Raw genomic sequence first — 26,654 nt, forward strand, 5'->3', positions numbered from 1 at the left:
ATTATTTGAAAGTTTCCTTGAAAAAAACGTTAAAATCTATTTTTATGTACCTCAAATTATGTTATTATAATAAGGAAAGCAGTTAGGAGGTATTTTTGTGGCGAATAAACAGATTCATGCAAGTGTTGAAATTGCAGATCATGAAGTCAGACTTGTCGTTGGCGAGTTTCATGAAAATCACTTAAATATCCTTAGAGTAGAAAGAGTACGGCACAATGGCGTTGAGAATCAAAAAATCGTTCATGAAGGTACGATTGTAAATGCTTTGATGAAAGCATGTGATAATGCTTCTAAAATACTAGGCTATAAAATAGAAAGAGTATTGTTGGCAGTTCCATGTGTCAACATGAAAAAATTGAACGGAAAAGTTAATGTTTCTGTAAAGGGTGACAGGATTCAGCTTTCAGATATTCAAAGAGGGATCAATGAAGTAATTATGAGCAGTCATGATGAAAATCTTGAACTTGTGAATATCGGAGGCATCAAATATGTTGTAAATGGTATTACTTCAAGAAAGATGCCGCTGAATGAAGAGTGTGATCTTTTTTCAATAGATTTAGATTTATTTTATTGTGACAAGAATACATTATATGCTTATGCCAATGTGATTGAAAAGGCAAATCTGGAAATTCTGGATATTTGTTTGGATTCATATGCGATTGGTGAAGAAGCTGCCTTGTTTGAACAGGCGATTGGAAATTATATTGTTTTGATTGATTTGGAAAGACAGACAACGACATTATCTTTATTTTCACATGGTAAACTGTTGAATAGTGAAGTATTGTATGAAGGATATGGAGAATGGCTGACACCGTTGACGAATATGACAGGGCTTAAAAGTGAGGTCTGTGTGCGTCTTTTAAGTGAAAATGCGGTTTTAAAAGAAAAAGATTATCCAGATGTCCCGGTGTTTTTATGGGCAAGTGGAAATCAGGAAAGGACCCTTTCATTGAAGCAATTACATGAGGCAGTAAAAGATGCTTCTAAGAAATGGCTGGAACTGATGAAAAATGCTTGTCAGCCGATGATGGAAAATGGAAAATGTCAAGTAATTTTAAGTGGAGAAGGCTGTGAGATCAGTGGCATGGATGAGGTTATCAGTCAAATTGATGAGAAAGCTATGATTTATGTTCCACAGACAATTGGTGGACGTGATTGTGCTTTGACATGTACGCTGGGTATGTTTTATGCGTGGAAAGAAATAAATGTGATTCGAAACAATTGGCTATTGGTAGCGGATGAACGTTTGATTGATGAGTCGCTGAAAGTCGTAAAAGGAAAAAATTCAGAAGAAAGCGGATTTACAAAAAAACTCATGAGCATCATCATGAATGAAAAATAAAAGGAGAACAGTTATGGGTGAGTTAGATTTCAGACAGGTAGCTAAAATCAAAGTATTTGGAGTTGGTGGCGGTGGCGGTAATGCCGTAAACCGAATGGCTAAAGAAGGTGTGCGTGGTGTAGATTTTTATGTATGTAATACGGATGCACAAGTATTAGCCATATCACCAGTTGCTAATAAAATTGTATTAGGTAGAGAATTGACAGGCGGATTAGGTGCAGGTGGTAATCCTGATATCGGTAAGGCGGCTGCCGAAGAAAGTGTAGAAGAAATTCGTGAAGCAATCAAAGGCAGCGATATGGTATTTATTACTGCTGGACTTGGTGGTGGAACAGGTACCGGAGCAGCTCCTGTATTTGCGAAGATTGCTAGAGAAGAAGGTGCATTGACGGTAGGTATCGTTACGAAGCCTTTCACATTTGAAGGAAAAAAGAAAACTCAGCAAGCCAATAAAGGTCTTGCGGAATTAAAAGAATATGTAGATTCTCTGATTGTTGTATCTAATAACAATTTGTTAGAGATCATGGGCAGAAAGCCAATCAGTGAAGCTTTTGAAGCAGCTGATAATGTACTTCGTCAGGGTGTACAGACGATTACGGACCTGATTGCAGTACCAGCCTTGGTCAACCTTGACTTTGCGGATGTTAAGGCCATCATGTCCAATCAGGGAACCTGTGTCATCGGTGTAGGTATGGCCGAAGGTGAAGACAAGGCGAAGGAAGCTGCGGAAAAAGCTATTCAGTCACCATTATTGGAAACAAAGGTATCAGGGGCAACGAATGCTATTATCAACCTGACAGGTGGTGCCAGCACGACACTTTATGATGCGGAAGATGCTCGTAGCGTGATTGCGGAAGCTTGTGGCGGTGAAATCGATACGATCTATGGTATTGCTATCAATGAGAACTTAGGAGATGCAGTCATCGTTACGGTCATTGCGACAGGATTTGATGCGGCAGAGAATACACCTGAATCAGCTTATACACGTGAATCCTATGAAGTACCAAAAACGGTAAAAACAAATCCATCAGGAAGTCATGTTGAAAAGAGTGAACCTGAGATTTTTCCTAAATTCTTTATGAATAAATAGTAAAAAACGCTGTTGTGTTAAACGACAGCGTTTTTAAATAGATGTTCATTTCTAATTATTTATCTTAAATAAATCTATATAAATGTCATAGGCATTTGTGCATTCTTCTAGTGAAAGATGTGTTTCTTTCACTAAATAATCAATGGCATCATCTTTAGTTTTAAATGAATTTAATAATATGGTCGTTTCAGAAATTCGATTGAGTGCATCATCAAATTCTTTAAAGGAAATAGTTTTATCACTTAAATCATATAAGTGATGTTTCAGCAAGGCCAATAGATTTTCATCAGCACACTTTCTATAATCATCATCAGCTATCTTTTGTCCTGCAAATAAATCATTGATCGAAATATCTAAAAGGTGACATAAAGGCTCATACAATGAAGCATCAGGCAAACAATAACCCGTTTCCCTTAGTTAAAGATATTGTTGGGTATTTCAAGATGTGTCATTCGATTTTGCCGATAAAGCGGTAGAAGATTTCTACCTCCTGTTCCCGGCTTCCGTCCTCACTTTTGACCGCTTCATGGACAAGGATTTTTTCAATCAGCGTATTCAGAAGTTCAGCCGTCAATTCTGTGGGATTGACATACTGTTTCATCAGACCTATCCACTTTTCAGCGTCAACCGCTGTCTGGGCGGCGGCCTCCATCGCTTCGTGAAGCCGTTCAATTTTTGCGTCCAATTCTCGCTGTTCGCCCTGATACTTTTCGGACAGCATATTGAAATTGTATTCTGTAATGCGTCCGGCAGACCAGTCCTCATACATTTTTGCAAACAGGGTGTCTACTTCTGCTTTGCGCTTTTCCGCCTTTTTCAGTTCGGCTGTCTGCCGCTTCCTTGCAGTATTGCGTTCCTTGTCGCTGGCGTTAAGTAGCCGTTTCAGAAGTTTGTCCCCATCCTGCTGTGCCAGCACAGACCAGTATTGCAGACGGGAAAGGACATAGGCGTAAAGCACATCATAGCGGATATAGTGCATGGAACACTGGTGCAATCCTTGCCCGTACTTGCTACAATGGTAGTGGGCATAGGGATTTTTGTTCTGACTGTTCACACCATAGGCCAGCGACCAACCGCAGTCCGCACATTTTACCAGCCCGGAAAATATCTGCGTTGTGCCATTCTTCTGCCGTCTGCGCCTGTTGCAAATCTGCTCCTGTACTTGACGGAACACTTCTTCGGAAATAATCGCTTCGTGGGTGTTCTCCACACGATACCATTCCTCTTTTGGCTTGCGTACTTTCTTCTTGTTTTTGAATGAAATGTTGGTCTGCTTATTGTGGACGCTGTGTCCGATATAGGTTTCCTCTTTCAGAATACTTTTTACCTGCGCTATCGTCCACGCATAGGCTTTTTCCTCCGGCGCTCCGGCATAGATATTTGCGAAAGTGCCGTATCTCTGGAAATTTAGCCAGCCGGGAGTAGGCACTTTTTCTTCGACCAAAATCCGTGTAATGCTGGCGGCTCCCCGGCCATGAACGGCAAGGTCAAAAATCTTTTCGATAATCCACCTTGTTTCCGGGTCAATCAGAAGATGGCCTTTCTTATCTGGGTCTTTGACATAGCCAAGCGGAGCATAGGCTCCATAGTGTGCGCCATTTGCGAACCGTGTCCGCATGGCCGCCTTTACCTTTTTGCTGGTCTGGCGGGCGTGCATTTCATTCAGAATGTTGAGGAATGGGGCAAGCTCATTCTCTCCGTTGATGGTGTCCACATTGTCATTGACAGCGATATAGCGGACGCCTTTGCTGGGAAAGTAGATTTCCGTGTACTGGCCGGTCAGAATGTAGTTTCTGCCTAAGCGGGATAAATCCTTCGTAACAACGCAGTTGATTTTCCCGTCCTCAATGTCATCAATCATTCTCTGAAAATCCGGCCTGTCAAAGTTCGTTCCAGACCATCCATCGTCGATATATTCATCTATGACATTCAGGCCATGCTCGGCGGCATATTGCCGGAGCATCATGCGTTGTGTCTGAATACTCCCGCTTTCTCCTTGCAGTTCATCGTCCCGGCTCAATCTCATATAAAGCGCCGTGTTGTAAATCGTAGTATTGTAAGGTTGTTTCACCGTTAAAAATCCTCCTTCTAAAGAAACAACCCACGCTTACAATACTTTTGCTCTATGGCAATTATATCATAAGCGTGGGCGTGCTATCAATGATGGGCTATCAGGTTGAAGCGGCTTTTTCTGCGGTGTGCCGCACCACATCTACAATCAGATCACCGAGGGGCTTCCCGCCTGCGGCGAAGTGTTCGGAGAATTTTATACGGTTGTTCCCACATACAAAATACTGCGTGCCGTTCTCTGCTTGTATGACCTGCCCTGTCCGGGGTGTAAAAGTATCGCTTTCGCTTTTTGCCATCCAGTGTCCTCCATATTCAGTTTTCAAGGTACAATGCCGCACAAGGGCGGCGAAATTTTCTGCTTATATCTATCACCTTTCCTTTACCGTGTGCCGCTGCTGCCGTTTCAGTTCCGCCAGTATATCCGGCGGGATACGGTTAACCAGCCGCTGTAAATTGTCCAGTTCGCTTTTCAGCTTTGCCCGTTCCATCGTATCTTTCATCTTTCCTTTTTCGCTGGCCTTTGCCCTTGCTTCCAACTTCTCATTCTCCGCCAACAGGTCATTGATCGTGACCTTGTACTTTTTCAACTGCCCGGAGAAGTTCTCCATCTGCGGGAACCACCTTTTCAGCATGGAGAGGGCTTCCTCTTTTTTCTTTCCGGCGTTCAGCGGGTTAATGCCGTCAAGGGCGACTTCAATGGCTCTGGCCTGTTTGGAGAGGGAAACAGCCTGTTTGAAAAGCCGGGTGGGGATATGCTTCCGGCCTGTCTTGCTGGCACTCTCCCCACGCTCCAAGTCAGGATATTTCTCCACCATATAGGCGTGAAAATCGTCCTGCCACTTCGTCAGGTTTGCCCGGTTGCCGATAATCTCCTTTGCACACAGGCGGTTGTCCTTTGTCAGCGGAACAAAGGTCAAATGCAGGTGGGGCGTTTTCTCGTCCATGTGTACCACCGCCGACACGATATTTTCCCGTCCTACCCGGCCAATGAGGAAGTCCGACGCCCTTTGGAAGAACGCCTGTATCTCCTTTGGGGATTTCCCCTTAAAAAACTCCGGGCTGGCGGTTATCAGCGTATCGACAAACCGTGTGCTGTCCTTGCGGGTTCGGCACCCGGCCTGCTCAATCCGGCTCTGAATGAAGCGGTAATAGCGTCCCTCCGGCTTGACGATATGGAAGTTGTATTTGCTCCGGCTTGTGTCAATGTCGGGATTGCTGGCATACTGTTCTTTCTGTCTTTCGTGATGGGCTACAGCGGCCTTGCCGGGTTGCCCTTGTGCTTCTCAAACCGTAAAATTGCGTGTTGTGCCATTCTGCTCCTTTCCCCATTCCTTTCCTATCCGGGGGTTTCCACAGGGAAAATCCCGCAGAAAATAGCTCGGATAGGATTGGAATGGATAGAATATAAATCAATCTTTTTATCTTTGTATTTCTATATACCGTCCGGTTTTCGTACGTCTCAGGAGTGATTTCCGTACTTCATGGGTACGGTTTTCAGTCCTCCGGCGTACCAGAACCGGATTTCTTGAAGTCGGTGTTTGGAACCGCTTCATAGGATTTTGGGAAAATGCGGTTGGGTTTTCCACAGCCCTGCTTCTGGATCTCCACCAGTCCGGCGTATTGCAGTTCCCGCAGGGTATTCACCGCTTTCTGCCGCCCACAATGGAGCAGTGTGACCACTTCACAGATAGGGTAATACAGGAAAATCCGTCCGCAGTCATCCGCCCACCCATTCTTGCGGGATAACTCTGTCCGGCGCTGGATAAAGGCGTACAGAACCTTTGCCTCGTTAGACAGGGCCTTGAATGTGGGGGCTTCAAAGAGGAAATTCGGGAGCCGGGTGAAGCTGAACGCCTTTTCCGGCTGATGGATATAGATGGTATTTGTCATAGTGCGTTTTGTGGACGGTTAGAAGCCCGTTTTCCGGGGCGGGCGATACTTTATACCACCTGCCCCGGTTTGGGGCTTGCAAAGCCTGATAAATCAAGGCTTTTTTCGCTCCTAACTGTCCACAGCAGACCTCCTTTTCCGTTCACTTTCTGTTTTCTGCCGCCTGTGAACTCTGGCGGCACAGCCGGGGCAGTATTTTGCCCGGTTGGATTTGGGGACGAACACGCCGCCGCAGACCGCACAGCGTTTCAAGTCCTTATCCCGGAAAATCCCCGCTTCCAGCGTTCCGTCCAGCGGCAAGACCGCCCAGCGGAACCACTTACAGCAGACCGAGAAAGAAACTGTCTGCGGGCAGGTGCAGGTGTCCCCATCGTCAAGGACAATGCAGTTGCCGTCCTCACAACAACAGCACTCCCGGCGTATCAGGCTGGCCGCCTGTTTCCTCTGCGCCGGTGTCATGCGGTAAAGGGAACCGTCCGGCCTGCGTTCCAGCGGCGGCAAGTTTTTATAGGGGTTATCTTTCATGCGTTCCCTCCATTTTGCTTTCCGTTGCCGTTTTCCCCGAAAAGGTTTCCTGCCTCGTCGTCGCAAGCTGCGTATCGTTCGTTTCACCGCAAGCGGCAAAACTCACTCGCTCCGCTGCTCCTCCTCTCCCCACAAAGCCATGCGGCTTTGCGGGGGCCCCGACAATAGCGGCGTGTTCCGGCGTTGGCACGCTCCCCATACTTCGGGACATTTTGTCCCGAAGTCCGGCTCCTTGCGGTGCTTCCCCAGCCGGGGTATTCCTTTTCGGACGGTCATTCTGTTTTCAAGGTGCTGTCCATCGATGAACTACCCTAAGTCTACACCTAAATGACCGCCCGTCCCGTATATCCAAGAGGTAGGAAATCGGCTTAAAAAACAGGCTATTTCCACGCTCTCGGAATTGTGGTATAATGGAAACAACGGAACGACAAATCTTAATTGAACGAGGTACAGGATGAAAACAGTTACAATATGTGGAAGTATGAAATTTGAAACAGAAATGCAAAGGATAGCATTTCTGTTAGAAACAAAACATAATATGAATGTTTTACAATGTGTATATAATGTAGATAATTTGGACATTACACCTATGGAACAGGTTGCTCTTGAAAATGCGCATTATAGTAAAATCGAACTCTCCGATGCAATTTATGTTGTGGATATTCAAGGATACATTGGAAATCAAGTTTCCAAAGAAATTGCGTTTGCAAAAAGTAAAGGGAAGAAAGTCATTTTTTATTCGACATACAGAGGAAACTAATTTCCCGTTTATTGAACAAACAAGGAGGGAGAGCATGGAGTTATCCATACAAGAACGATTGAAAGACCTGCGTGTGGAGCGTGGCTTGACGCTGGAACAGCTTGCGGAGAAAACCCATCTCTCCAAGTCCGCTTTAGGCAGTTATGAGGGGGACAACTTCAAGGACATCAGCCACTATGCCCTTATTGAACTGGCAAAGTTTTATGAAGTGACTGTTGATTATCTGCTGGGCCGTTCTCAAACAAGAAATCACCCAAACGCCGATCTTGCAGACCTGCATTTGAGTGATGATATGATTGAACTATTGAAAAGCGGGCTGGTGGACAATTCTCTTTTGTGTGAGCTGGCGACACACCCGGATTTTCCCCGGCTCATGGCCGACCTTGAAATCTATGTGAACGGCGTAGCGGGAAAGCAGGTGCAGAGCGCAAACGCCATTGTGGACGCTGTGAGTGCCACGATTATGAAACAACACAATCCCGGCTTGACTGACCCGCAGTTAAGGCAGCTTATCGCCGCCCATATTGACGACGACAGCTTTTGCCGCTATGTGATACAGCAGGATATAAACAAGATAGCCCTCGACCTGCGGGAAGCCCATAAGGACGATTTTTTCAGCGTCCCGGAGGACAACCCGCTGGAAGATTTCTTGCAGACCGCAGAGGAAACCACCAGCCCGGACAGCGACCCGGAGCAGGCGGCTATGATGTTTATCTGCAAGCGGCTCAAACTGAATTATAAGAAGCTGTCCGAGGAAGAAAAGAAGTGGCTGAAAAAGATTGCACAGAAGTCGGACTTGCTGAAAAATCCAAAGCCGCAGCGAGGACGGAAGTAAGAGAATAATAAATCAGATTATATGGAGGTATTGGTTATGAAAAAATGGTTACTGATAATTTCAGCGACTGTTATTTGCGTTGCTGCCGCTTTTTTATATTTCTTTAGTTTAACTCCCAAAGGAGATACCATTACCAGCAGAGAAAGCATACTGAACACCGCAATTTCAAAGGGGAATGAATGGACTATTGCAAAAGAACTGGAACTTGGCGGTTATATCGTGAGTGGAGCATATAGTGCAGATAATAAATCTACACTTGCCATCTTTGAACCAACAGGAAATGGAGATTACAAATTTAGTACATCAACAAACCGAAATAGTGATGAGATTATTGTTGGTGGCGTTGCAATAAACGGAGAATGGTATGATTTAATTTGGTTTAATGGTGCTAAAACAGAGTATGCCGAAATCACTTATACAATAAATGGACAAGTGCAAGATACATTGAGATACAGCACAGATGATATGGATATTATCTCAATTAAAAACCCAGAAAAAGAGTATTCCATTCATGTGGTTTACTATGACAATGATGGAAATAAGTACGAATAAATTGTTTTTCATCGAGAAAATAGAAAAGCCAGCCGAGCCAGTCAACGGTCAAGATGAACGGCGCATTTCATGCGCCGCCGTTGACAGTCCCGCCCGTCTTTGCTGATGGGCAATCAAGGCGGGAAAGCCCTAAAATGGCTTCCCACCCATTTTAATTTTTACATCTTTAAACACTCCAAAATCAGAAAGAGAGCGGCCAAGCACTTTGAGGGATTGGTCGCCTTGTTCACCCATTCAGCGGGACGGCGGGTGGCGGTCAAGGCCGGGTGTAAGCCCGTTCATTTCAGCCTTGACAGTTGCCCGCTGTCCTGCTACTTTTCCGGGAGTGTGGTCACAACTTCGGGACACTTTGTCCACAAGTTGGAGCGTAGGACGAGGGACGGAGCTTTCATATACGCCCTGTCTGCCGATGAAACCAGACCTGCGCTTGCGGCTCCACGCCACGCAAGCACAGCCCTGTTTTCCTGCCGCTTCAAATGCCCTTGCCCTCCCCGGCGGCAACGGCATTTTCACGGCAACGCCGACAGAGCGTATAACACACTACACTTTGCTTTGCAAAGTCGTGTGCCAAATGGGGGCGTTGCCCCCTTTGGAAACCCCCACAAGAAAAGGCGGTACGCTACCCCCTCCACGGGGCGCATACCGCCTTTTCTTGTTGTCCAGCCCTCCGGCTGTATCGGTTGAGCAAAAGTCAGCGTGGGATAGATGTGGTATCTTTATCTAAGTGAACCCCCATTTTCCCATTTTGAAACTGATTTATCTGTGGTCCCTAATTGTCGGGCAAGTTCTACTTGTGTTAGATTTTTATTTTTACGACATTCCGCAATAAATTTATCTATTCTAAATAGTTATTCTTCTAATACAGCCTCATATCCATTTGTCTTATCTCCGGTAATCGTAATATAGTAAGATTCACCAAATTTCGCATGTAAAGAAATTGTATTCATCTTTTTTGTATATTCCTCTGGATAGATATTTTCATAATTAGGATCTACATATTCTGTGATGATCGTAAATTGGATAGTCATATTTTCTACATCACTTGGATTTTTAAATTCTTGTTTGCTTAATGTGTAAATAATGAATTCATCATGTTTCAACAACGATTTATCTGCATTTGATGTACCGCCACTGCCACTAGATTCATTTGCTTCATAATCTACAATAAGCAAACCTATATCTTCTTTAATATCTAATTGTATTTGCAGTGCTATTTCATCATCGCTGGCTTCATAGGTACCATCATTCGGTTTACTACATCCAAATAAAGACAAAATCATCAGTACGATCATTAATTTCTTTTTCATAAAATTTCCTCACTAACTATTATCTATGACATATTTCTAATATCTTTTTCATGGTATTTGCACTTCTTATCGTTATTGAATGGCGGATATCTGTACTTGCAGTTTTGCTCCACCAGTTTGTTTTTTGATAATCTTTTAAACGATACGACCAGAAGATGTTATTTTGATATTCTTGTATTTTTTCATATTCATTCGGATTCCCTAGAACTTCTTTCATCTATAGTTCTAAGGCTTGCTTTTTTCTCATAAATTGCTAGGGGAGAGTGAGTCATGGACAAGTACAGCATAAAAGAAGTTGAACTGCTTTTTAATACGAGCGTACAGCATGGGCTATCACATCAGGAGGCTTATAAGCGACTGCAAAGTGATGGTTATAATGAAATTGTCAGTGTAAAGAAGCAAACGATATGGATGATCTTTTTGGAACAGTTTAAAGATCCAATGGTACTGATATTGTTGATAGGGGCTATTTTATCTCTATTCTTAGGAGAAATCATCGATGCATTGATTATCTGCCTGGTGGTGATGTTAAATGCGGGGATAGGTACCTTTCAGCTAGTGAAGAGTGAAAAGGCTTTAGAGGTGTTGCAGGCAATGATGCAGCCAACTTGTAAGGTTATGCGTGATAGTAGTGTCTTGATCGTTGAAACAAGAGAGATAGTGGCAGGAGATGTCATTGAATTTGAAGCAGGGGATCGTATTCCGTGTGATATACGTCTTGTGAGCACGACACGATTGATGATGGATGAAAGTCTATTGAGTGGAGAAAGTCATAATGTCTCAAAAAATGAGTTTTATCGTACGAAAGATAAAGCGGCTATAAGTGATCAGCATAATATGGTTTTTATGTCTACATATGTTACCAGTGGCAGAGGAAAAGGAATTGCCGTAAGTTGTGGAATGAATAGTGAAATGGGGAAGATTGCGGACCTTTTAAATGAAGATCTTAGTGAGATGACACCACTTCAGAAAAGAATGAATCAGCTTGGCAAAATGTTAGGGATGCTGGCGGTAGGCATTTGTATCATTATGCTGATGGTCAGTCTTTCAAAGGGTAAAAATTTTCTAGAGATGCTGCTTTTGGCAATTTCTTTAGCGGTTGCTGCAATTCCGGAAGGATTACCGGCGGTTGTGACGATCGTGCAGTCGATGGGTGTCAGCATGATGTCTAAAAATAAGGCCATCGTACGTAAGCTCAGCGCAGTGGAAACATTGGGATCTGTCAATGTGATTTGTTCAGATAAGACGGGAACTTTGACACAAAACAAGATGAGCGTTGTCAGTACTTATTTTAATCATGAATTTGATCAGGAAGTACCTGCTATGGGACTTGTCTGTATGGCTTGTGCTCAAAATGTTGCCATTGGTGATATTCTTGTGGGTGATTCCAGTGAAAAAGCACTGGTGGAATATGTCATGCCTCGTTTATCTATTTCAGATATCAACTGTGAATACTTACGTATTGATGAAATTCCTTTTGATTCTGTACGTAAGAAGATGAGTACCGTTCATCAAAAGGATCAGGATCAATATATATTTTCTAAAGGTTCCTTGGAACATATTCTCAAACAATGTTCTTTTATCATGATTCAACAGCGAAAAGTTCCTTTAGGAGAATATGAACGTAAACGTTGTTTAGAGGCTTGTGCCATCATGGAAAATCAGGCTTTAAGAGTTTTTGGCTTATGTATGAAGAAAAGTTCATTGACCAATCGTGAATATGAGAGTGATGCGACATTTTTAGGTCTTGTTGGTTTGAAAGATCCTGTAAAGGAAGAAGTGAAGGATGCGATTGAAAGATGTCATGAAGCTGGAATTGAAGTTGTCATGATTACCGGGGATTCTTTAAAAACAGCTTTTGCGATTGGTAAAGAATGTGGGCTTGTAAGTCATGAAAAAGAAGTGATGAGTGGTAGTGATATTGATGAATGCAGTGATGTTCAGTTGAAAAATAAGATCAAAACAATCAAAATATTTGCTCGTGTTTCTCCTAGCCATAAGGTAAGACTGGTAGAAGCCTATCAAAAAGAGGAAAGAATTGTCGCAATGAGTGGGGATGGGGTGAATGATGCGCCTGCCCTTAAAAAAGCAGACATCGGTATTGCAATGGGGAAAGGTGGTAGTGATGTTTGTAAGAGCGTAAGTGATATTGTCTTGATGGATGATCATTTTACAACGATTGTAAAGGCGATTGAAGCTGGCAGAAATATTTATTTAAAGATTCAAAAAAGCGTGTTTTATTTACTTTCCTGTAATTTAGGAGAAATCATGACCTTATTCTTTTCCAGTCTTTTTCTAACACAGCATGTACCTCCTTTATGTGCGATTCAGCTTTTATGGACCAATCTAGTAACAGATGCTTTTCCGGCCTTGGCATTAGGTGTAGAGGCAGATGAAAAACAAGTGATGAAACAAAAGCCTAAACCAACTGATGAAAGCTTATTTGCCCATGGTGGTCTGATTTTTGTGATATGTAATGGATTGTTTATTGGGACGATTTCATTAGTTGCATTTAAAGCGGGTTTAAAAACAAGTGATTTATGTGGGCAAAGCATGGCATTCATGGTGCTTTCTCTTTCTCAGATGTTTCATTCATTGAATTGCCGGCAGATTCATGTTTCGATGTTTAAGATTGGCTTTTTTAAGAATAAGTGGTTATTGCTGACAGTAGTAATGGGAATTATTCTACAGATATTTGTCTGTCAGCTTCCTTTTATGAATATGCTTCTTAAGACGATTCCTTTGACACTTACCCAGTGGCTGATCGTATTTGGTTTATCGATGAGTACGATTTTGATGAATGAATTGAGTAAATTATTTAACTGATTGAATCATAAAATCATGATTAACAATGACAAAAGAGCAAACTTATGATATTATTTTCTCGTAAAGGAAGGTAGTAGAAATGAGTACAACTTTAGTTGTTTTGGCCGCAGGAATGGGTAGCCGTTACGGTGGTTTAAAACAAATCGATCCAATCGGACCTAATGGAGAAGTCATCTTAGAATTATCAGTTTATGATGCTATTCAAGCAGGGTTTGATAAGGTCGTATTTATTATTAAAAAAGCAATTGAAAAAGAATTTAAGGAAGCGATTGGTGATAAGCTTTCTAAACAAGTACAGGTAGAATATGTATTTCAGGATTTTGCCTGTGTTCCGGAAGGTTTTAAAGTTCCAGAGGGAAGAGAAAAGCCACTAGGTACAGCACATGCCCTGTACTGTTGCAAAGATGTTCTGGATGGACCATTTGCAGTCATCAATTCGGATGATTATTATGGACAAAGCTGCTTCAAGACACTGTATGATTTTTTAAACAATGAAGCGAGTGAACATCATTATGCCATGGTAGGTTATGTGCTTCACAATACATTAACGGATCATGGCAGTGTAGCTCGTGGACAATGTATCGTAGAAAATGGAAAGCTTGTGAATGTGATCGAACGCACCAAGATTGAAAAGCGTGATGGCAAGGTAGTGCTTTTCTTAGATAATGAATGGCAAGATATTGATCCAAATACACTTGTATCGATGAATATGTGGGCATTTACACCTGATATTATCGATGAAATCACCAAAAAGTTTGAAGAGTTCCAGCAGGTATTGGAAAGTGATCCTATGAAAGGTGAGTTCTATATCCCGAATGTTGTTGGTGAATTATTAAGGGAGCATAAATGTGATGTAAAGATGCTGGAAAGTCATGATAAATGGTATGGTGTGACTTATCAGGAAGATAAAGAAAGTGTTAAAGAAGGTATTGCTTCTTTATATAAAAAAGGATGTTATCCTGAACCATTATGGAAATAGCTCGCTATTTCCATTTTTGTCATTTAGGAGGTGATTAAATGGAACAAACAAGTTTATTTGAAAAGGGACAAAGTGCTCCTTTAGCCTCAAGAATGCGTCCAAGAAATTTAAAGGAATTTGTAGGACAAACACATTTATTAGGCGAAGGGAAAATGTTAAGAAGGCTCATTGAAAGTGATCAGATTTCTTCGATGATCTTTTGGGGACCTCCCGGTGTTGGAAAGACGACCTTGGCTCGTATCATTGCCAATCAGACAAAAAGTGCTTTTATTGACTTTTCAGCGGTAACAAGCGGTATCAAAGAGATTCGTGCAGTCATGCAAAGAGCAGAGGAAAATCGTCGTTTTGGAGAGCGGACGATCTTATTTGTTGATGAAATTCATCGCTTCAATAAGGCCCAGCAGGATGCTTTTCTACCTTTCGTGGAAAAAGGCAGCATTATCCTTATAGGTGCTACTACAGAAAATCCCTCTTTTGAAATCAACGCTGCTTTATTGTCAAGATGTAAGGTTTTTGTCTTACAGGCTTTAAGCATTGATGAAGTTGTATCACTTCTAAAAAGAGCTATTCATGATGAAAGAGGCTTTGGATATCAAAAAATAGATATATCTGAAGATATGTTACGAATGATTGCGACATTTGCGAATGGAGATGCTCGTAGTGCTTTATCAACTTTGGAAATGGTGATATTAAATGGTCATATGGATGAGAATGGTATTCATATTTCCATGGAAATATTGGAACAGTGTATTTCTAGAAAATCGCTGCTTTATGACAAGACTGGTGAAGAACATTATAATCTTATTTCAGCTTTACATAAGTCTATGCGTAACTCTGATCCGGATGCAGCCATCTATTGGCTGGCAAGGATGTTAGAAGCTGGAGAGGATCCTTTGTATGTTGCTCGTAGAGTCATTCGTTTTGCCAGTGAAGATATAGGACTGGCAGATCCTAGAGCCTTAGAGGTAGCGGTGGCAGCTTATCAGGCGGCTCATTTGATCGGGATGCCTGAATGTACGGTAAATCTTAGTGAAGCAGTCATTTATATGGCTTTAGCTCCTAAATCAAATGCTTTGTATACTGCCTATGAAAACGCTAAAAAAGATGCCTTGAATCATTTGGCTGAACCGGTACCTTTAGTCATTCGCAATGCTCCTACCAGACTTATGAAAGAACTTAATTATGGTAAGGACTATCAGTACGCTCATAATACCAAAGAAAAACTCACTAATATGCAATGCCTTCCTGATTCATTAAAGGAAAGAGAATATTACCATCCATCGAATCAGGGATTGGAACAGAAATATCAGGTAAGACTTGATGCAATTAAAAAATGGAAAAAGGAACATCAGTGATATGTTACGACTGTTAAAAGAAAATGAATTTGATGAAAGAATATTTAAGTAATTTTGATGAATAAACAGTTAGAAATGAAATGATGAAATGTCCGTATTGTGGTAAAGAAATGCAGCATGGCTATATTCCTACAGATACAACGCCTGCACAGTGGATTCCTGATGGAAAAAACAAAGTTTATTAAAAACAAGCTACTCAAAAGATTGCAGAAGAATTGTTTCTGAGAATACTTTGCTTGGCATTCATGCAAATGCAGATTATTGTGAAGTATGTGGTATTATAATATTGAAGGAAGAGAGATAAATTTCTATTTGAAAAAGAACTAAGCAAAGAAAGATCTATTATTGAAAATGCACATTTAATTTATGATGGGGAGTTAGAAATTATACGAGGATATTTTCATGATGATATAAATGATGGCGTAAAAAGCAAAAATGGATTAAATACTTCTACAATGTAAATTTCGAAATTCAGAAAAATGAAATGATATCGACAAATTGGATAAGATATGTTAGAATAATAACGGATGAACTCCATACAAATAGGAAACCCCAGTGTTGCGCCACTGGGGTTTCATTTAGGAGGGAGGATCGCAGATTATCGTTGAATCAGACTGATGTACAGTATGATCAAACGCAAACATTCTTTCACAGCTACTACATTTTCATATAATAACTGGAGAAGAATGATGAGTTCAAAACCCAACTGCACCCCCTCCATACAAATAATATAGGTGTCATGGATCCTCACTCCCTCCTTTGTAGGACACCTACTATTCTATATCCATGAAAATGTCATTTTTCCTAAAAAAGAATGAAAAAAGTTTATTTTCTTATTATTTACTTCTCACTAAACAGTAACCAAAAAGAATAAAAGAATAAAAATGATTATCCTTCTGTTGAATAGTACAGGAGGATGTTTTTTTTGGTATAATAAAAATGGGTTTAACGAATATAGGGTTATATTTATGTTTATCTGACTGTAAGAAAATTTATCATTTTGACACTTACGATATTGGCTTTGGTAGGAGTAGTTGCAGAACAACGAATACATTTGATAATTAGGAGGAAATTTATGAAAAAAAATCATGTCAGTGTTTATCGTTATGAGTTGTTTATTGGGATTAGGCGGATGTAAAAAGGATATGAATGATATTATTGACGATGAACCATGTGTAAGGGGAGTTGTTTCTGAAACAAGTGATGCATATATAGTTATCGAGGTAAATAAAGATGATGATCTATATAAAGATTATTCACGTATTCTTGTTTCCCTTGAAGTAGAAAATGAGGATAGCATAACAGATTTTACTATTGGGGATGAAGTAGCTGTTTATTATAATGGAACTATTGAACAAAGCTTACCGCCTCAGATAAACCATGTTTATGCAATTCTTGAACTATATGAAGATGAATAATTATTATTTATGAAAGTATGAATGAGATGATATAAGGATGGGATAGATTTATCTAGAAATTTTTTAAATTCAAGTAAAAGGTTTAAGCCAAAATATTTTATAGATTGATTTGATAATTGTGAGTTTTGAAAGGAATCAGGGAAATTATGGATATTACAGTAGAAATGGTAAAAAAATTAGTGAGAGAACAGTTTCCTCAATGGCAGCAGCTTGATATTTTTCCCGTTGCGAAAAGCGGGTTTGATAATCGTACATTTCATTTAGGAGATACAATGACAGTTCGTTTACCTAGTGGATTTGATTATGTGGCACAAGTTGAGAAAGAAAACAGGTGGATGCCTTATTTACAGGAGCATCTTGATTATGCTATTTCAAAACCAATCGCTACTGGGAAACCAACGAGCTATTATCCTTTTTCCTGGTCAATCAATTTATGGATTGAAGGAAATACGTTACTTGAATGTTTTGATGTTGATCAGAAGCAATTTGCGAAAGATTTAGCGGAGGCATTACATAAATTACAGATGGTGGATTGTCAGAATGGACCGGAAGCAGGAAAGCATAATTTCTATCGAGGCGGTGATTTGAAAATATATCATCAAGAGACACTCAATGCTTTAAAAAATCTGGAAAATCGTTTGCCAGTAAAACAGTTATCTCATATATTGGAAACGAGTATTTCAAAGATATATAAAGGTAAAAAAGTTTGGGTACATGGTGATATAGCGCCAGGAAATATCTTGCTTCGAAATAATAAGTTTTATGGGCTTATTGATTTTGGAATACTTGGCATTGGAGATCCTGCTTGTGATTATGCAATGGCCTGGACTTATTTTAATGAAGAAGCCAGGAGATTTTTTTTAGAAGGTTTACCTGAGGACATGGTAAATCGTGCAAGAGGCTGGGCATTATGGAAAGCTTTGATTACTTATGACGATAGTGATGAAAATTTTAAACAAAGTGCACGATATACTGTTGATGCTATTTTAAGAGAAGGATTAAACGATTGAAAACCAATTTTGATATGAGTAATTCATTGTGAGAATTAGATAAACAGAAAGAGGTGGATCAAGTGTTTCGTTTAGCTCCGATAAGATCATGGAGATATATCTCCATGACATTGGTTTTTGTAGCAGCCCTTTTTACTTTGATGGGTACTTTTGGAATTGAAGGTGATTTGGTCATACATTGGAATGAAAATGGAGTGATTAATGATTTTGCAGGAAAATGGATCTTATGGGCAATGTTGCTGTTGGCATTTATATCAATGTTTACATATAGCTCTCTTCGAAAAAATCGCAATGGGAATGATCTGTTAAGTGTAGAAATGGCTTGTGCTTTTTCATCTGGGCTAGTATCTACATGGACGATCGCAGATGTGATACTTGTTATTTATAATTTATATCCATTAGCAGTTATCCCTGAAATTGGTATGATTGCGATTGTGTGCTGTTATATTTTGTTTTTTATGGCTGCTTATATTCAAAAAAAGAGAAATAACAGATCTTGACTGATGAAAAAAGTGTAAAAAAAAGTCCAGTAGCGATACTGGACAATATTATTTATTGTGGCTGCTTACCGATATAAGCTAAGATACCTCCATCAACGTAAAGAATGTGTCCGTTGACAAAGTTGCTGGCATCAGAAGCAAGGAATACAGCTGGTCCCATAAGATCCTCTGTAGTACCCCATCGAGCTGCAGGTGTCTTAGAAATAATAAAGCTATTGAATGGATGACCTTCTGTTCTTAATGGTGCAGTCTGAGGTGTTTCGATATATCCTGGACCGATACCATTGCACTGAATGTTGTATTCACCATATTCAGAAGCAATATTTCGAGTTAGCATTTTTAATCCGCCTTTTGCAGCCGCATATGCAGATACCGTTTCACGTCCAAGTTCACTCATCATGGAACAGATGTTAATGATCTTGCCATGTCCTTTTTTGATCATTGAAGGAATGACTGCTTTTGATACGATGAATGGTCCATTTAGGTCAATATCGACTACTTTACGGAAATCATCGGCACTCATTTCAATCATTGGGATACGCTTGATGATTCCGGCATTATTTACAAGAATGTCAATGACACCTACTTCTTCTTCAATTTTTTTGACAAGCTCTTGAACGGCATTTTCATCGGTAACATCACATACATAGCCGTGTGCCTGAATACCAGCTTCTTCATAAGCTTTTAAACCTTTATCGACTAATTCCTGGTTGATATCGTTAAATACGATCGTAGCGCCTGATTTCGCAAATCCGCTGGCAATCGCAAAACCGATTCCATAAGAAGCACCCGTAACTAAAGCAATCTTACCGTCTAAACGGAAGCTTTCTGGTGTGAATTCTTTCATTTTTTGTACCTTCTTTCTTTATTCCCTTTAAGTATACTGATGTTTGATTTGACTTTCAACTCTTTTGTTGGGCAGAATAATGAGGAAGTTTTTTATTTACAAAAGTCACACCATTTGCATCTTTTTCACATATCATATAATATAGACAAAAGGATGTGAGTTTATGAATTGGTTTTCGTTATTAAATTACAATTTGAATCGGGTCATGGAAGTGGACCCGGCTGCGAAAAGCAAGTTAGAAGTATTCCTTTTATATCCACATATCAATGCACTGATTCATTATCGGATCGGTCATTTCTTCTATACGCATAAGTGGTATTTTGTCGCTCGTTTATTTGGACAGATGGGACGCTTTTGGACGAACATTGAGATTCATCCGGGGGCTACGATCGGGAAAGGTTTGATCATTGACCACGGAACAGGCTGTGTGATCGGTGAGACAGCGGTGATTGGTGATGACTGTCTGTTGTATCATGGTGTTACCTTAGGCGGTAATGGCAAGGAGAGAGCAAAACGTCATCCAACGTTGAAAAACCATGTGATGGTCGGCTGCAATGCCAGTGTATTAGGGAATATTACAATTGGCAATAATGTTCAGATTGGCGCAAACAGTGTTGTTGTAAAGGATATTGGAGATGATCAGGTGGCTTATGGAATGGCTGCGAGCATCAAAGAAGTCAAAAAGCAGGAACATGAAAAATGTCCGATCATAGAAAATGTAAATGAGTGATTTATTCGCTCATTTTCTTTTGAATTATGATACAATGTTGAGGAGGTGATTTAATGAAACATATAGAAGAATGCTTAACATTTATTCATGACTCATCGAGCATGTTTCATGCAGTGGAGAATGTGAAGAAAAAATGTGTTAATTTTATTGAATTAAGTGAAGGGGAAAAATGGCAGCTTGAAAAGGGGAAAAGCTACATCGTAACACGGAATCATTCATCTGTAATTGCATTTACGATTGGTAAATATATGGATGATCTGGCTTTTAATATCTGTGCTTCACATACAGATTCACCAACTTTCAAATTGAAGGCGAATGGAGAAGTAGAGGCGAATCATGCTTTAAAGGGCAATGTAGAAGCTTATGGGGGCATGATCATGAATACGTGGTTAGATCGGCCATTGCGTTTAGCGGGCAGGGTATGCATTCGTCGTAATGGAAAGATCGAAGAAGTTTTATATGATTCAAAAACAGCTGTTTGTAGTATTCCAAATGTTGCGATTCATATGAATCGTAAGTTGAATGATGGTTATGTTTATAATCCGCAAAATGATATGATGCCTCTTTTTAGCTCAACTTTGAAAAAAGGAGCTCTAAAGAAAAGGATCTGTGAGGATTTAAATATACGTGAAGAAGACTATATCAGTAGTGATCTTTATTTAGTTGTTGATGAAAAAGGAAAGGTATTTGGTTTACAGGACGAGTTTTTCTCAAGCCCAAAAATTGATAATTTAGAGAGTGTCTATACGACATTAATGGCTTTTTTAAATTCAACCAATGAACGTCGTGTTAATATCTTTGCTGCTTTTGATAATGAAGAAGTAGGAAGTAATACGAAGCAGGGGGCAGATTCTTCCTTTTTAGAAGATGTGATGAGAAGAATTCAAAAGGGATTGAATTATACATATGAAGAATATTTGATGTCGCTTTCTCATTCGATGATGCTGAGTGTCGATAATGCTCATGCCCTGCATTATAATCATCCTGAATTTTATGATGGAAATAATGCGGTTTATATGAATGAAGGTGTAGTTATCAAATCAAATGCTAATCAACAATATACCAGTGATGCAGTATCAGTGGCTTTGTTTACAGAAATCTGTAGGAAAAATGATGTGCCTTATCAGTTTTTTGTTAATCGAAGTGATGTGCGTGGAGGTTCTACTTTAGGAAATATCTCAACGTCGCATGTATCGATTAAAAGCATTGATATTGGCTGTGCACAGTTAGCGATGCATTCAAGTGTAGAGTGTGCAGGGGTTGAGGATATTGAACATATGATCCATGCCTGTACAGCTTTCTATGATTCAAATATTCATGAAAAAGATCATCAGTGGGAGGTTTAATTATGAGTAAATTGATTTTGCCGGCAAATTATGAAAATCCGCTATCTTATTTAGATAGTGAAATCGCAATTAAAATCGTTAAAGATCAGTTTGAGAAAAGATTGGCGGATTGTTTGAATCTGGTGCGTGTTTCAGCACCGCTTTATGTTTCTAAGAAAAGTGGTTTGAATGATGATCTTAATGGTATTGAAAGACCGGTTAGTTTTGAAATTAAAGATTTAGATGAACAGGTTGAAATTGTCCATTCATTGGCTAAATGGAAAAGAGCTGCTTTAAACCGTTATGATTTAAGAGGGTTTGAAGGTCTTTATACGGATATGAATGCAATCCGCCGTGATGAAGAATTAGACAATCTCCATTCTGTTTATGTCGATCAATGGGACTGGGAGAAAGTTATAACTAGAGAGAATCGTAATCTTGAAACGCTCAAGGCAACGGTTTTAAAAATTGTAAAGGCGATCGTTCAGACACAGACGATTTTACGTTATGCTTATCCGCAGTTAAAACCGATGGTGAGCAATAATGTCTTCTTTATTACAACCCAGCAGTTAGAAGATCTTTATCCGGATCTGACACCTAAAGAAAGAGAAGATGCGATCTGTCGAAAACATCAAACAGTTTTTTTGATGCAGATCGGAGATCAATTGAAAAGTGGTCAAAGGCATGATGGACGGGCACCTGACTATGATGATTGGCAATTGAATGGGGATCTGTTAGTTTATTATCCTCTGCTTGATCGCTCTTTTGAATTAAGCAGCATGGGAATTCGTGTTGATGAAAAGAGTTTGGTTAGTCAATGTGAAAAGGCGAATGCGAGTGAAAGATTGAATTATCCGTTTCACAAACAAATACTTGAAGGAAAGCTTCCTTTAACGATTGGCGGGGGAATCGGACAATCACGTTTATGTATGCTTTTGTTGAATAAGGCTCATATCGGTGAAGTTCAAGTGTCGATGTGGAGCGAAGAAATGCGTCGGGAATGTAAAGAAAATGAGATCAATTTATTATAAGGAGAAATTATGAGCAGCGTATATGAAGAATCATTGAAATTACATGAAGAACATAAAGGAAAATTGGAAGTTACTAGTAAAATCAAAGTTAAAAATATGCATGATCTAAGTCTTGCTTATACACCAGGGGTTGCAGAAGCTTGCCGTAAGATTCATGAAAATCGTGAAGATGTCTATAAATATACAACTAAAGGTAATACAGTAGCTGTGGTGAGTGATGGTTCTGCAGTGTTAGGATTGGGAAACATTGGTCCGTTAGCTGCCATGCCGGTCATGGAAGGAAAATCTATTTTATTTAAGGAGTTTGCAGGTATTGATGCTTTTCCGATTTGCTTGGATACGCAGGATACTGAAGAAATCATTCGTATCGTAAAAGCTTTATCGCCAACGTTTGGGGGTATCAATTTAGAGGATATTTCAGCACCTCGCTGTTTTGAAATTGAAAGACGATTGAAGGAAGAGTGTGATATTCCGGTTTTTCATGATGATCAGCATGGTACAGCAATCGTTGTCAGTGCAGGTATCATCAATGCGTTAAAACTTGTGAAAAAAGATATTGAAACAGCTCGTTTTGTCATAAATGGTGCCGGCAGCGCTGGAATCAGCATTGCTCGTCTTTTGCTTCAGTTAGGTATGAAAAACTGTGTACTGGTAGATAAAAAGGGTGCTTTGTGTGAGGGTGAGCCTTGGATGAATGAAGCTCAAAAGGAAATGGCTCAGCTTACTAATCAGGAAAAAATACGTGGTGATCTAAAGAAGGTGATTGCAGGTCGTGATGTTTTCATCGGTGTTAGTGCACCCCATGTATTAACAGCAGAAATGGTAAGTACGATGAATCAAGATGCGATTATTTTCGCAATGGCGAATCCAACTCCAGAAATCATGCCTGATGAAGCTAAAAAGGGCGGTGCTCGAGTGATTGCGACAGGCAGAAGTGATTTCCCGAATCAGATCAATAATGTGCTCGTATTCCCAGGTATTTTCCGTGGTGCTTTAGATGCTCGCTCAAAGGATATTACTGAGGCTATGAAACTGGCGGCTGCAAAAGCGATTGCCAGCATTGTCAGCGATGATGAATTAAATGAAGAATATATCATTCCTGATGCCTTTAATCCTAGGGTTGCGGAAGTTGTAGCTGAGGCAGTAAAAAAAGAGGCTTTAAAATGAAACAGATCAGTGTTCTTGAAATCCATGACAAGATCAAAAACATGGTTCAGCAAGTAAATTTTCATTATCCACAAGATATTGAAAAACTATTAAAAAAAGCTTCACAAAATGAAACGAATCCTTTAGGAAAAGAAATTTTAGGGCTATTAGAAAAGAATCGTCAGATTGCTGCGGAAAAAAGAATTCCGATCTGTCAGGATACAGGCATGGTCATCGTATTTATTGAAATCGGACAAGATGTTCAGCTAGTCGATGGATCTTTAAATGAAGCTATCCAAAAAGGTGTTGCTTTAGGATATGAAGAGGGTTATTTACGTAAAAGTATCGTTGCTGATCCACTGTTTCATCGCATCAATACACAGGATAATACCCCATGTATCATCTATCCTTCCATCGTAGATGGTGATACGGTAAAGCTCACTGTTGGCTGTAAAGGTTTTGGCAGTGAAAATATGTCTGTTATCAGAATGCTGAAACCGGCCCAGGGGGTTGAAGGCGTTAAAGAAACTGTTCTTCAAGCGATTCAAAATGCAGGACCGAATGCCTGTCCGCCAATGGTGGTCGGTGTTGGTATTGGTGGTAGCTTTGATTATGCAGCTGTACTTGCTAAAAAAGCTACCTTGCGTGACTGTATGTTAGAAAATCCAGATCCTGACTATGCTCAGCTTGAAAGAGAATTGCTGGAAGAAGCCAATCAGCTGAATATCGGTCCACAGGGATTGGGCGGTAAGACAAGTGTCTTAAAAATCAATATTGAACAGGCACCGACACATATCGCAGGTTTACCGGTAGCTGTTAATATTTCATGTCATGTTACACGACATATCAGTGAGGTGATCGAATGAAAGTAACATTACCTTTGACAAAAGAAATTTGTGAGAATCTTCATGCGGGTGATTCTTTACAGCTAAGCGGCATCATCTATACGGCTCGTGATGCAGCTCATAAACGTCTTGTGAACATGATTCATAAAAATGAAACGCTTCCTTTTGATTTAAAAGATGCTTGTATTTATTATGTAGGACCGACACCCGCTCCACCTCATGCGATCGTAGGCAGTGCTGGTCCAACGACCAGTATGCGCATGGATGCTTATGCTCCTTTGCTTTATGATCTGGGAGTCAAGGCAACGATTGGAAAGGGGTATCGTACACAAGAGGTCAAGGATGCCATTATCCGTAACCATGCATGTTATCTGATTTGTATCGGTGGTGCAGGAGCCTTACTGAGTCAAAGTATTAAAAAGGCGGAGTGTATTGCTTTTGAAGATTTAAAAGCAGAAGCAATTTATCGCTATGAAGTTGAAGACTTTCCTTGCATTGTCGCAATTGATAGTCATGGAAATAGTGTCTATTAACCTTACATTTTACTTACACTTATGCAAGAAAGCCCCTTTTTAAACTGAATTTGTGTATAATGAAAACGGGTGATCAAAATGAAGAAATTCATCAAGTGGATGTTTTCAATTATTTTACTTGTTTTTATCATTCTAACGTCCTTAGGTTTTGTAGAATATAAAAAGGCAATTAGTGAAATATCTTTGAAAGATAAAGTGGCAGAGATTCAGGCAAGAGATGATTATGTTGAAATTGAAGATATTAGCGACTATGTATTAAAGGCTACTGTCTCAACAGAAGATCAGCGCTTTTATTCACATTCGGGTGTTGACTTCATCGCCTATGGAAGAATTGCCTATGTTCTTTTGACAACGGGTGAACTTAGCGGTGGGGGAAGTACGATTACCCAGCAGTTAGCGAAAAATCTTTATTTTGGTTATGAGCCTTCGATCATACGAAAGTTTGCGGAATTTTTCATGGTTCATGATATTGAAAGTCAATATGATAAAGATACGATCCTGGAAATCTATTTAAATATCATTAATTATGGAGATAATCATATGGGTATTTATCAGGCAAGTGAAGGTTATTTTGGAAAAGAACCTAAAGATCTGACATTCAATGAAGCTACCCTGGTCGTAGGTATTCCACAATCACCAAGTAATTATCAGTTAAGTGATCATGCGGAAAATGCTTATAAACGGCAGCAGGCAGTCATTCAGACGCTGATTGATACACAAACATTTAGCGAAGATGAAATAAAAGAATTAATGGACTCAGAGTGAGTCCATTTTACTTACAGAATTGAAATGAAAAAGTAATGCTGTTTATGTTAAGATAAACAAAGACGAGGAGGAATCGTTTTGAAATTATATTCTCGCAGACAATTATGGGTCTTGTCATTGATCATCATAAGTCTGATACTTATAGGTTCTTTTTATGATTATCATATATCTGTGAATCTTTATGATGCCAATAACCCATTTGGTATTTTCTTAGCGGGTTATGGACAGCTGCCGGCGATGATTTGTCTGATTTGTGGTGCTGCTTTATTGGTCAAAGATGCATATAGTTATAAAGATAGAAAAAAAGGTCTTTTTGTATTAACCTTAGGCTTTGTATTTCTTATTGATCTTTTTGTTTTTGTGATGCTTGCATTTGATACCCTTAAATATATTCCTGCTCTTCCTGTTTCTTTATCAGTTATAATAGCTCTTATCATCATTTTAATTTTTAATATATTAACATGGAAAATATTCAAAGAATCTGATAATCAAATGATTCGTAAAACAGCCTGGTTTCTTTTGCTGACGCCTGTTTTGACATTGCTTGTCATCAATCTTATTAAAACACCTTGGCAACGTCCTCGCATGAGGCTTATTTCCGTGCATTCTGAGGTTGATTTTCAGCCATGGTGGACTATCGGCAATTCTATTAAAGAACAGTTAAACATGCAGGGAATACGGGCAGATGAGTTCAAATCTTTTCCTTCAGCTCATACGGCGAGTGCTGCCTGTATGATGACTTTATGTGTATTGCCATTGATTCATGATTCTTTTAAAAAGAAAAGGAATGTACTTTTTTATGGAAGCTTGCTTTTTACTTTGACAGTAGGTTTATCAAGAATTGTTGCCGGAGCTCATTTTCTTAGTGATATTACGTTTGGCATGATGATTGCATTTATGATACAAGGACTGCTTGTGAAACTGATCTTTAAGGAAAATGGTCAAGATGTAAAAGAAGAAAACATATAATGAA

The 26,654-nt window shown here is 39.8% G+C and carries 29 protein-coding genes; 20 read left to right on the forward strand and 9 right to left on the reverse strand.

From position 1 onward, the window contains the following. Positions 1 to 97: 97 nt before the first annotated feature. A complete protein-coding gene (locus BQ5367_RS08280) occupies positions 98 to 1,342 on the forward strand; it encodes a cell division protein FtsA (protein ID WP_071442065.1) in 1,245 nt (414 codons plus the stop codon). Positions 1,343 to 1,355: 13 nt separating this feature from the next. Next, positions 1,356 to 2,432 carry a cell division protein FtsZ gene (gene ftsZ, locus BQ5367_RS08285; protein ID WP_071442066.1) on the forward strand — a complete coding sequence of 359 codons (1,077 nt, stop codon included), beginning with the start codon at positions 1,356 to 1,358 and terminating at the stop codon, positions 2,430 to 2,432. Between the two features lie 51 nt (positions 2,433 to 2,483). Here the strand turns inward: ftsZ and BQ5367_RS08290 are convergent, their stop codons facing one another. The 6 genes from BQ5367_RS08290 to BQ5367_RS13080 form a co-directional block, all read right to left on the reverse strand. Beyond that, entirely contained in the window at positions 2,484 to 2,828 is a 345-nt protein-coding gene (locus tag BQ5367_RS08290) for a hypothetical protein (protein WP_071442067.1), read from the reverse strand. Between the two features lie 52 nt (positions 2,829 to 2,880). Then, positions 2,881 to 4,503, reverse strand: coding sequence for a recombinase family protein (locus BQ5367_RS08295; RefSeq protein WP_071442068.1), 1,623 nt, complete (start codon positions 4,501 to 4,503; stop codon positions 2,881 to 2,883). Positions 4,504 to 4,603: 100 nt separating this feature from the next. Further along, on the reverse strand, positions 4,604 to 4,798 hold the full coding sequence (locus BQ5367_RS08300) for a hypothetical protein (RefSeq protein ID WP_071442069.1): 195 nt from the start codon (positions 4,796 to 4,798) through the stop codon (positions 4,604 to 4,606). 72 nt (positions 4,799 to 4,870) lie between these two features. Then, entirely contained in the window at positions 4,871 to 5,707 is an 837-nt protein-coding gene (gene mobV, locus BQ5367_RS08305; protein ID WP_456243195.1) for a MobV family relaxase, read from the reverse strand. A 289-nt stretch (positions 5,708 to 5,996) separates the two neighbouring features. Continuing rightward, positions 5,997 to 6,392, reverse strand: a complete 396-nt coding sequence (locus tag BQ5367_RS13075; RefSeq protein ID WP_074022008.1) for a replication initiator protein A — start codon at positions 6,390 to 6,392, stop codon at positions 5,997 to 5,999. 111 nt (positions 6,393 to 6,503) lie between these two features. Further along, the gene (locus BQ5367_RS13080) at positions 6,504 to 6,917 is read right to left on the reverse strand and encodes a cysteine-rich VLP domain-containing protein (RefSeq protein ID WP_074022009.1); all 414 of its coding nucleotides are present in this window, start codon (positions 6,915 to 6,917) and stop codon (positions 6,504 to 6,506) included. Positions 6,918 to 7,371: 454 nt separating this feature from the next. Here BQ5367_RS13080 and BQ5367_RS08320 point away from each other — a divergent pair, with 454 nt between their 5' ends. The 3 genes from BQ5367_RS08320 to BQ5367_RS08330 are packed head-to-tail and all read left to right on the forward strand — an operon-like array spanning position 7,372 to position 9,064. Then, complete coding sequence (locus BQ5367_RS08320; protein WP_071442071.1) at positions 7,372 to 7,677, forward strand: hypothetical protein; 306 nt, start codon at positions 7,372 to 7,374, stop codon at positions 7,675 to 7,677. Between the two features lie 34 nt (positions 7,678 to 7,711). After that, on the forward strand, positions 7,712 to 8,512 hold the full coding sequence (locus BQ5367_RS08325; RefSeq protein ID WP_071442072.1) for a helix-turn-helix domain-containing protein: 801 nt from the start codon (positions 7,712 to 7,714) through the stop codon (positions 8,510 to 8,512). 36 nt (positions 8,513 to 8,548) lie between these two features. Then, a complete protein-coding gene (locus tag BQ5367_RS08330; protein ID WP_015541387.1) occupies positions 8,549 to 9,064 on the forward strand; it encodes a hypothetical protein in 516 nt (171 codons plus the stop codon). Positions 9,065 to 9,780: 716 nt separating this feature from the next. Here BQ5367_RS08330 and BQ5367_RS13090 read toward each other — a convergent pair. Together BQ5367_RS13090 and BQ5367_RS08335 are read right to left on the reverse strand one after the other, a co-directional pair. Further along, positions 9,781 to 9,903, reverse strand: coding sequence for a helix-turn-helix domain-containing protein (locus BQ5367_RS13090; protein WP_074022031.1), 123 nt, complete (start codon positions 9,901 to 9,903; stop codon positions 9,781 to 9,783). 9 nt (positions 9,904 to 9,912) lie between these two features. Next, the gene (locus BQ5367_RS08335; protein WP_071442073.1) at positions 9,913 to 10,371 is read right to left on the reverse strand and encodes a hypothetical protein; all 459 of its coding nucleotides are present in this window, start codon (positions 10,369 to 10,371) and stop codon (positions 9,913 to 9,915) included. A 270-nt stretch (positions 10,372 to 10,641) separates the two neighbouring features. Here BQ5367_RS08335 and BQ5367_RS08345 point away from each other — a divergent pair, with 270 nt between their 5' ends. The 7 genes from BQ5367_RS08345 to BQ5367_RS08370 all read left to right on the forward strand — a co-directional run bounded on the left by BQ5367_RS08345 (position 10,642) and on the right by BQ5367_RS08370 (position 18,459). After that, on the forward strand, positions 10,642 to 13,197 hold the full coding sequence (locus tag BQ5367_RS08345) for a cation-translocating P-type ATPase (protein ID WP_071442075.1): 2,556 nt from the start codon (positions 10,642 to 10,644) through the stop codon (positions 13,195 to 13,197). A 79-nt stretch (positions 13,198 to 13,276) separates the two neighbouring features. Beyond that, a complete protein-coding gene (locus BQ5367_RS08350; protein WP_071442076.1) occupies positions 13,277 to 14,176 on the forward strand; it encodes a nucleotidyltransferase family protein in 900 nt (299 codons plus the stop codon). Positions 14,177 to 14,214: 38 nt separating this feature from the next. Beyond that, positions 14,215 to 15,531: a replication-associated recombination protein A gene (locus BQ5367_RS08355; RefSeq protein ID WP_071442077.1), complete on the forward strand. Its 1,317-nt coding sequence runs from the start codon at positions 14,215 to 14,217 to the stop codon at positions 15,529 to 15,531. Positions 15,532 to 15,611: 80 nt separating this feature from the next. After that, entirely contained in the window at positions 15,612 to 15,716 is a 105-nt protein-coding gene (locus BQ5367_RS13825; protein WP_235858754.1) for a PF20097 family protein, read from the forward strand. Positions 15,717 to 16,619: 903 nt separating this feature from the next. Then, entirely contained in the window at positions 16,620 to 16,949 is a 330-nt protein-coding gene (locus BQ5367_RS08360; RefSeq protein WP_071442078.1) for a DUF3221 domain-containing protein, read from the forward strand. 146 nt (positions 16,950 to 17,095) lie between these two features. Next, complete coding sequence (locus tag BQ5367_RS08365) at positions 17,096 to 17,959, forward strand: aminoglycoside phosphotransferase family protein (protein WP_071442079.1); 864 nt, start codon at positions 17,096 to 17,098, stop codon at positions 17,957 to 17,959. A gap of 104 nt (positions 17,960 to 18,063) precedes the next feature. Next, complete coding sequence (locus BQ5367_RS08370; RefSeq protein WP_071442080.1) at positions 18,064 to 18,459, forward strand: hypothetical protein; 396 nt, start codon at positions 18,064 to 18,066, stop codon at positions 18,457 to 18,459. 52 nt (positions 18,460 to 18,511) lie between these two features. Here the strand turns inward: BQ5367_RS08370 and BQ5367_RS08375 are convergent, their stop codons facing one another. Further along, the gene (locus tag BQ5367_RS08375; protein WP_071442081.1) at positions 18,512 to 19,306 is read right to left on the reverse strand and encodes a gluconate 5-dehydrogenase; all 795 of its coding nucleotides are present in this window, start codon (positions 19,304 to 19,306) and stop codon (positions 18,512 to 18,514) included. Positions 19,307 to 19,469: 163 nt separating this feature from the next. On the opposite strand from BQ5367_RS08375, the gene epsC reads away from it, so the two are divergent. The 8 genes from epsC to BQ5367_RS08415 all read left to right on the forward strand — a co-directional run bounded on the left by epsC (position 19,470) and on the right by BQ5367_RS08415 (position 26,650). After that, on the forward strand, positions 19,470 to 20,036 hold the full coding sequence (gene epsC / locus BQ5367_RS08380) for a serine O-acetyltransferase EpsC (protein WP_071442082.1): 567 nt from the start codon (positions 19,470 to 19,472) through the stop codon (positions 20,034 to 20,036). 53 nt (positions 20,037 to 20,089) lie between these two features. After that, positions 20,090 to 21,382, forward strand: a complete 1,293-nt coding sequence (locus BQ5367_RS08385; protein WP_071442083.1) for a M18 family aminopeptidase — start codon at positions 20,090 to 20,092, stop codon at positions 21,380 to 21,382. Between the two features lie 2 nt (positions 21,383 to 21,384). After that, positions 21,385 to 22,392: an aspartate--ammonia ligase gene (gene asnA / locus BQ5367_RS08390; RefSeq protein WP_071442084.1), complete on the forward strand. Its 1,008-nt coding sequence runs from the start codon at positions 21,385 to 21,387 to the stop codon at positions 22,390 to 22,392. Between the two features lie 9 nt (positions 22,393 to 22,401). Further along, on the forward strand, positions 22,402 to 23,559 hold the full coding sequence (locus BQ5367_RS08395) for an NAD(P)-dependent malic enzyme (protein WP_071442085.1): 1,158 nt from the start codon (positions 22,402 to 22,404) through the stop codon (positions 23,557 to 23,559). Then, positions 23,556 to 24,404, forward strand: a complete 849-nt coding sequence (locus BQ5367_RS08400; RefSeq protein WP_071442086.1) for a fumarate hydratase — start codon at positions 23,556 to 23,558, stop codon at positions 24,402 to 24,404. Before BQ5367_RS08395 ends, BQ5367_RS08400 begins: the two co-directional genes overlap by 4 nt. Next, a complete protein-coding gene (locus tag BQ5367_RS08405) occupies positions 24,401 to 24,916 on the forward strand; it encodes a Fe-S-containing hydro-lyase (protein WP_071442087.1) in 516 nt (171 codons plus the stop codon). Before BQ5367_RS08400 ends, BQ5367_RS08405 begins: the two co-directional genes overlap by 4 nt. A gap of 78 nt (positions 24,917 to 24,994) precedes the next feature. Further along, entirely contained in the window at positions 24,995 to 25,681 is a 687-nt protein-coding gene (locus BQ5367_RS08410) for a biosynthetic peptidoglycan transglycosylase (RefSeq protein ID WP_071442088.1), read from the forward strand. 78 nt (positions 25,682 to 25,759) lie between these two features. Then, a complete protein-coding gene (locus BQ5367_RS08415) occupies positions 25,760 to 26,650 on the forward strand; it encodes a phosphatase PAP2 family protein (protein WP_071442089.1) in 891 nt (296 codons plus the stop codon). Positions 26,651 to 26,654 lie beyond the last annotated feature (4 nt).

The sequence above is a fragment of the Traorella massiliensis genome (assembly GCF_900104665.1).
GTDB classification, from domain to species: domain Bacteria; phylum Bacillota_I; class Bacilli_A; order Erysipelotrichales; family Erysipelotrichaceae; genus Traorella; species Traorella massiliensis.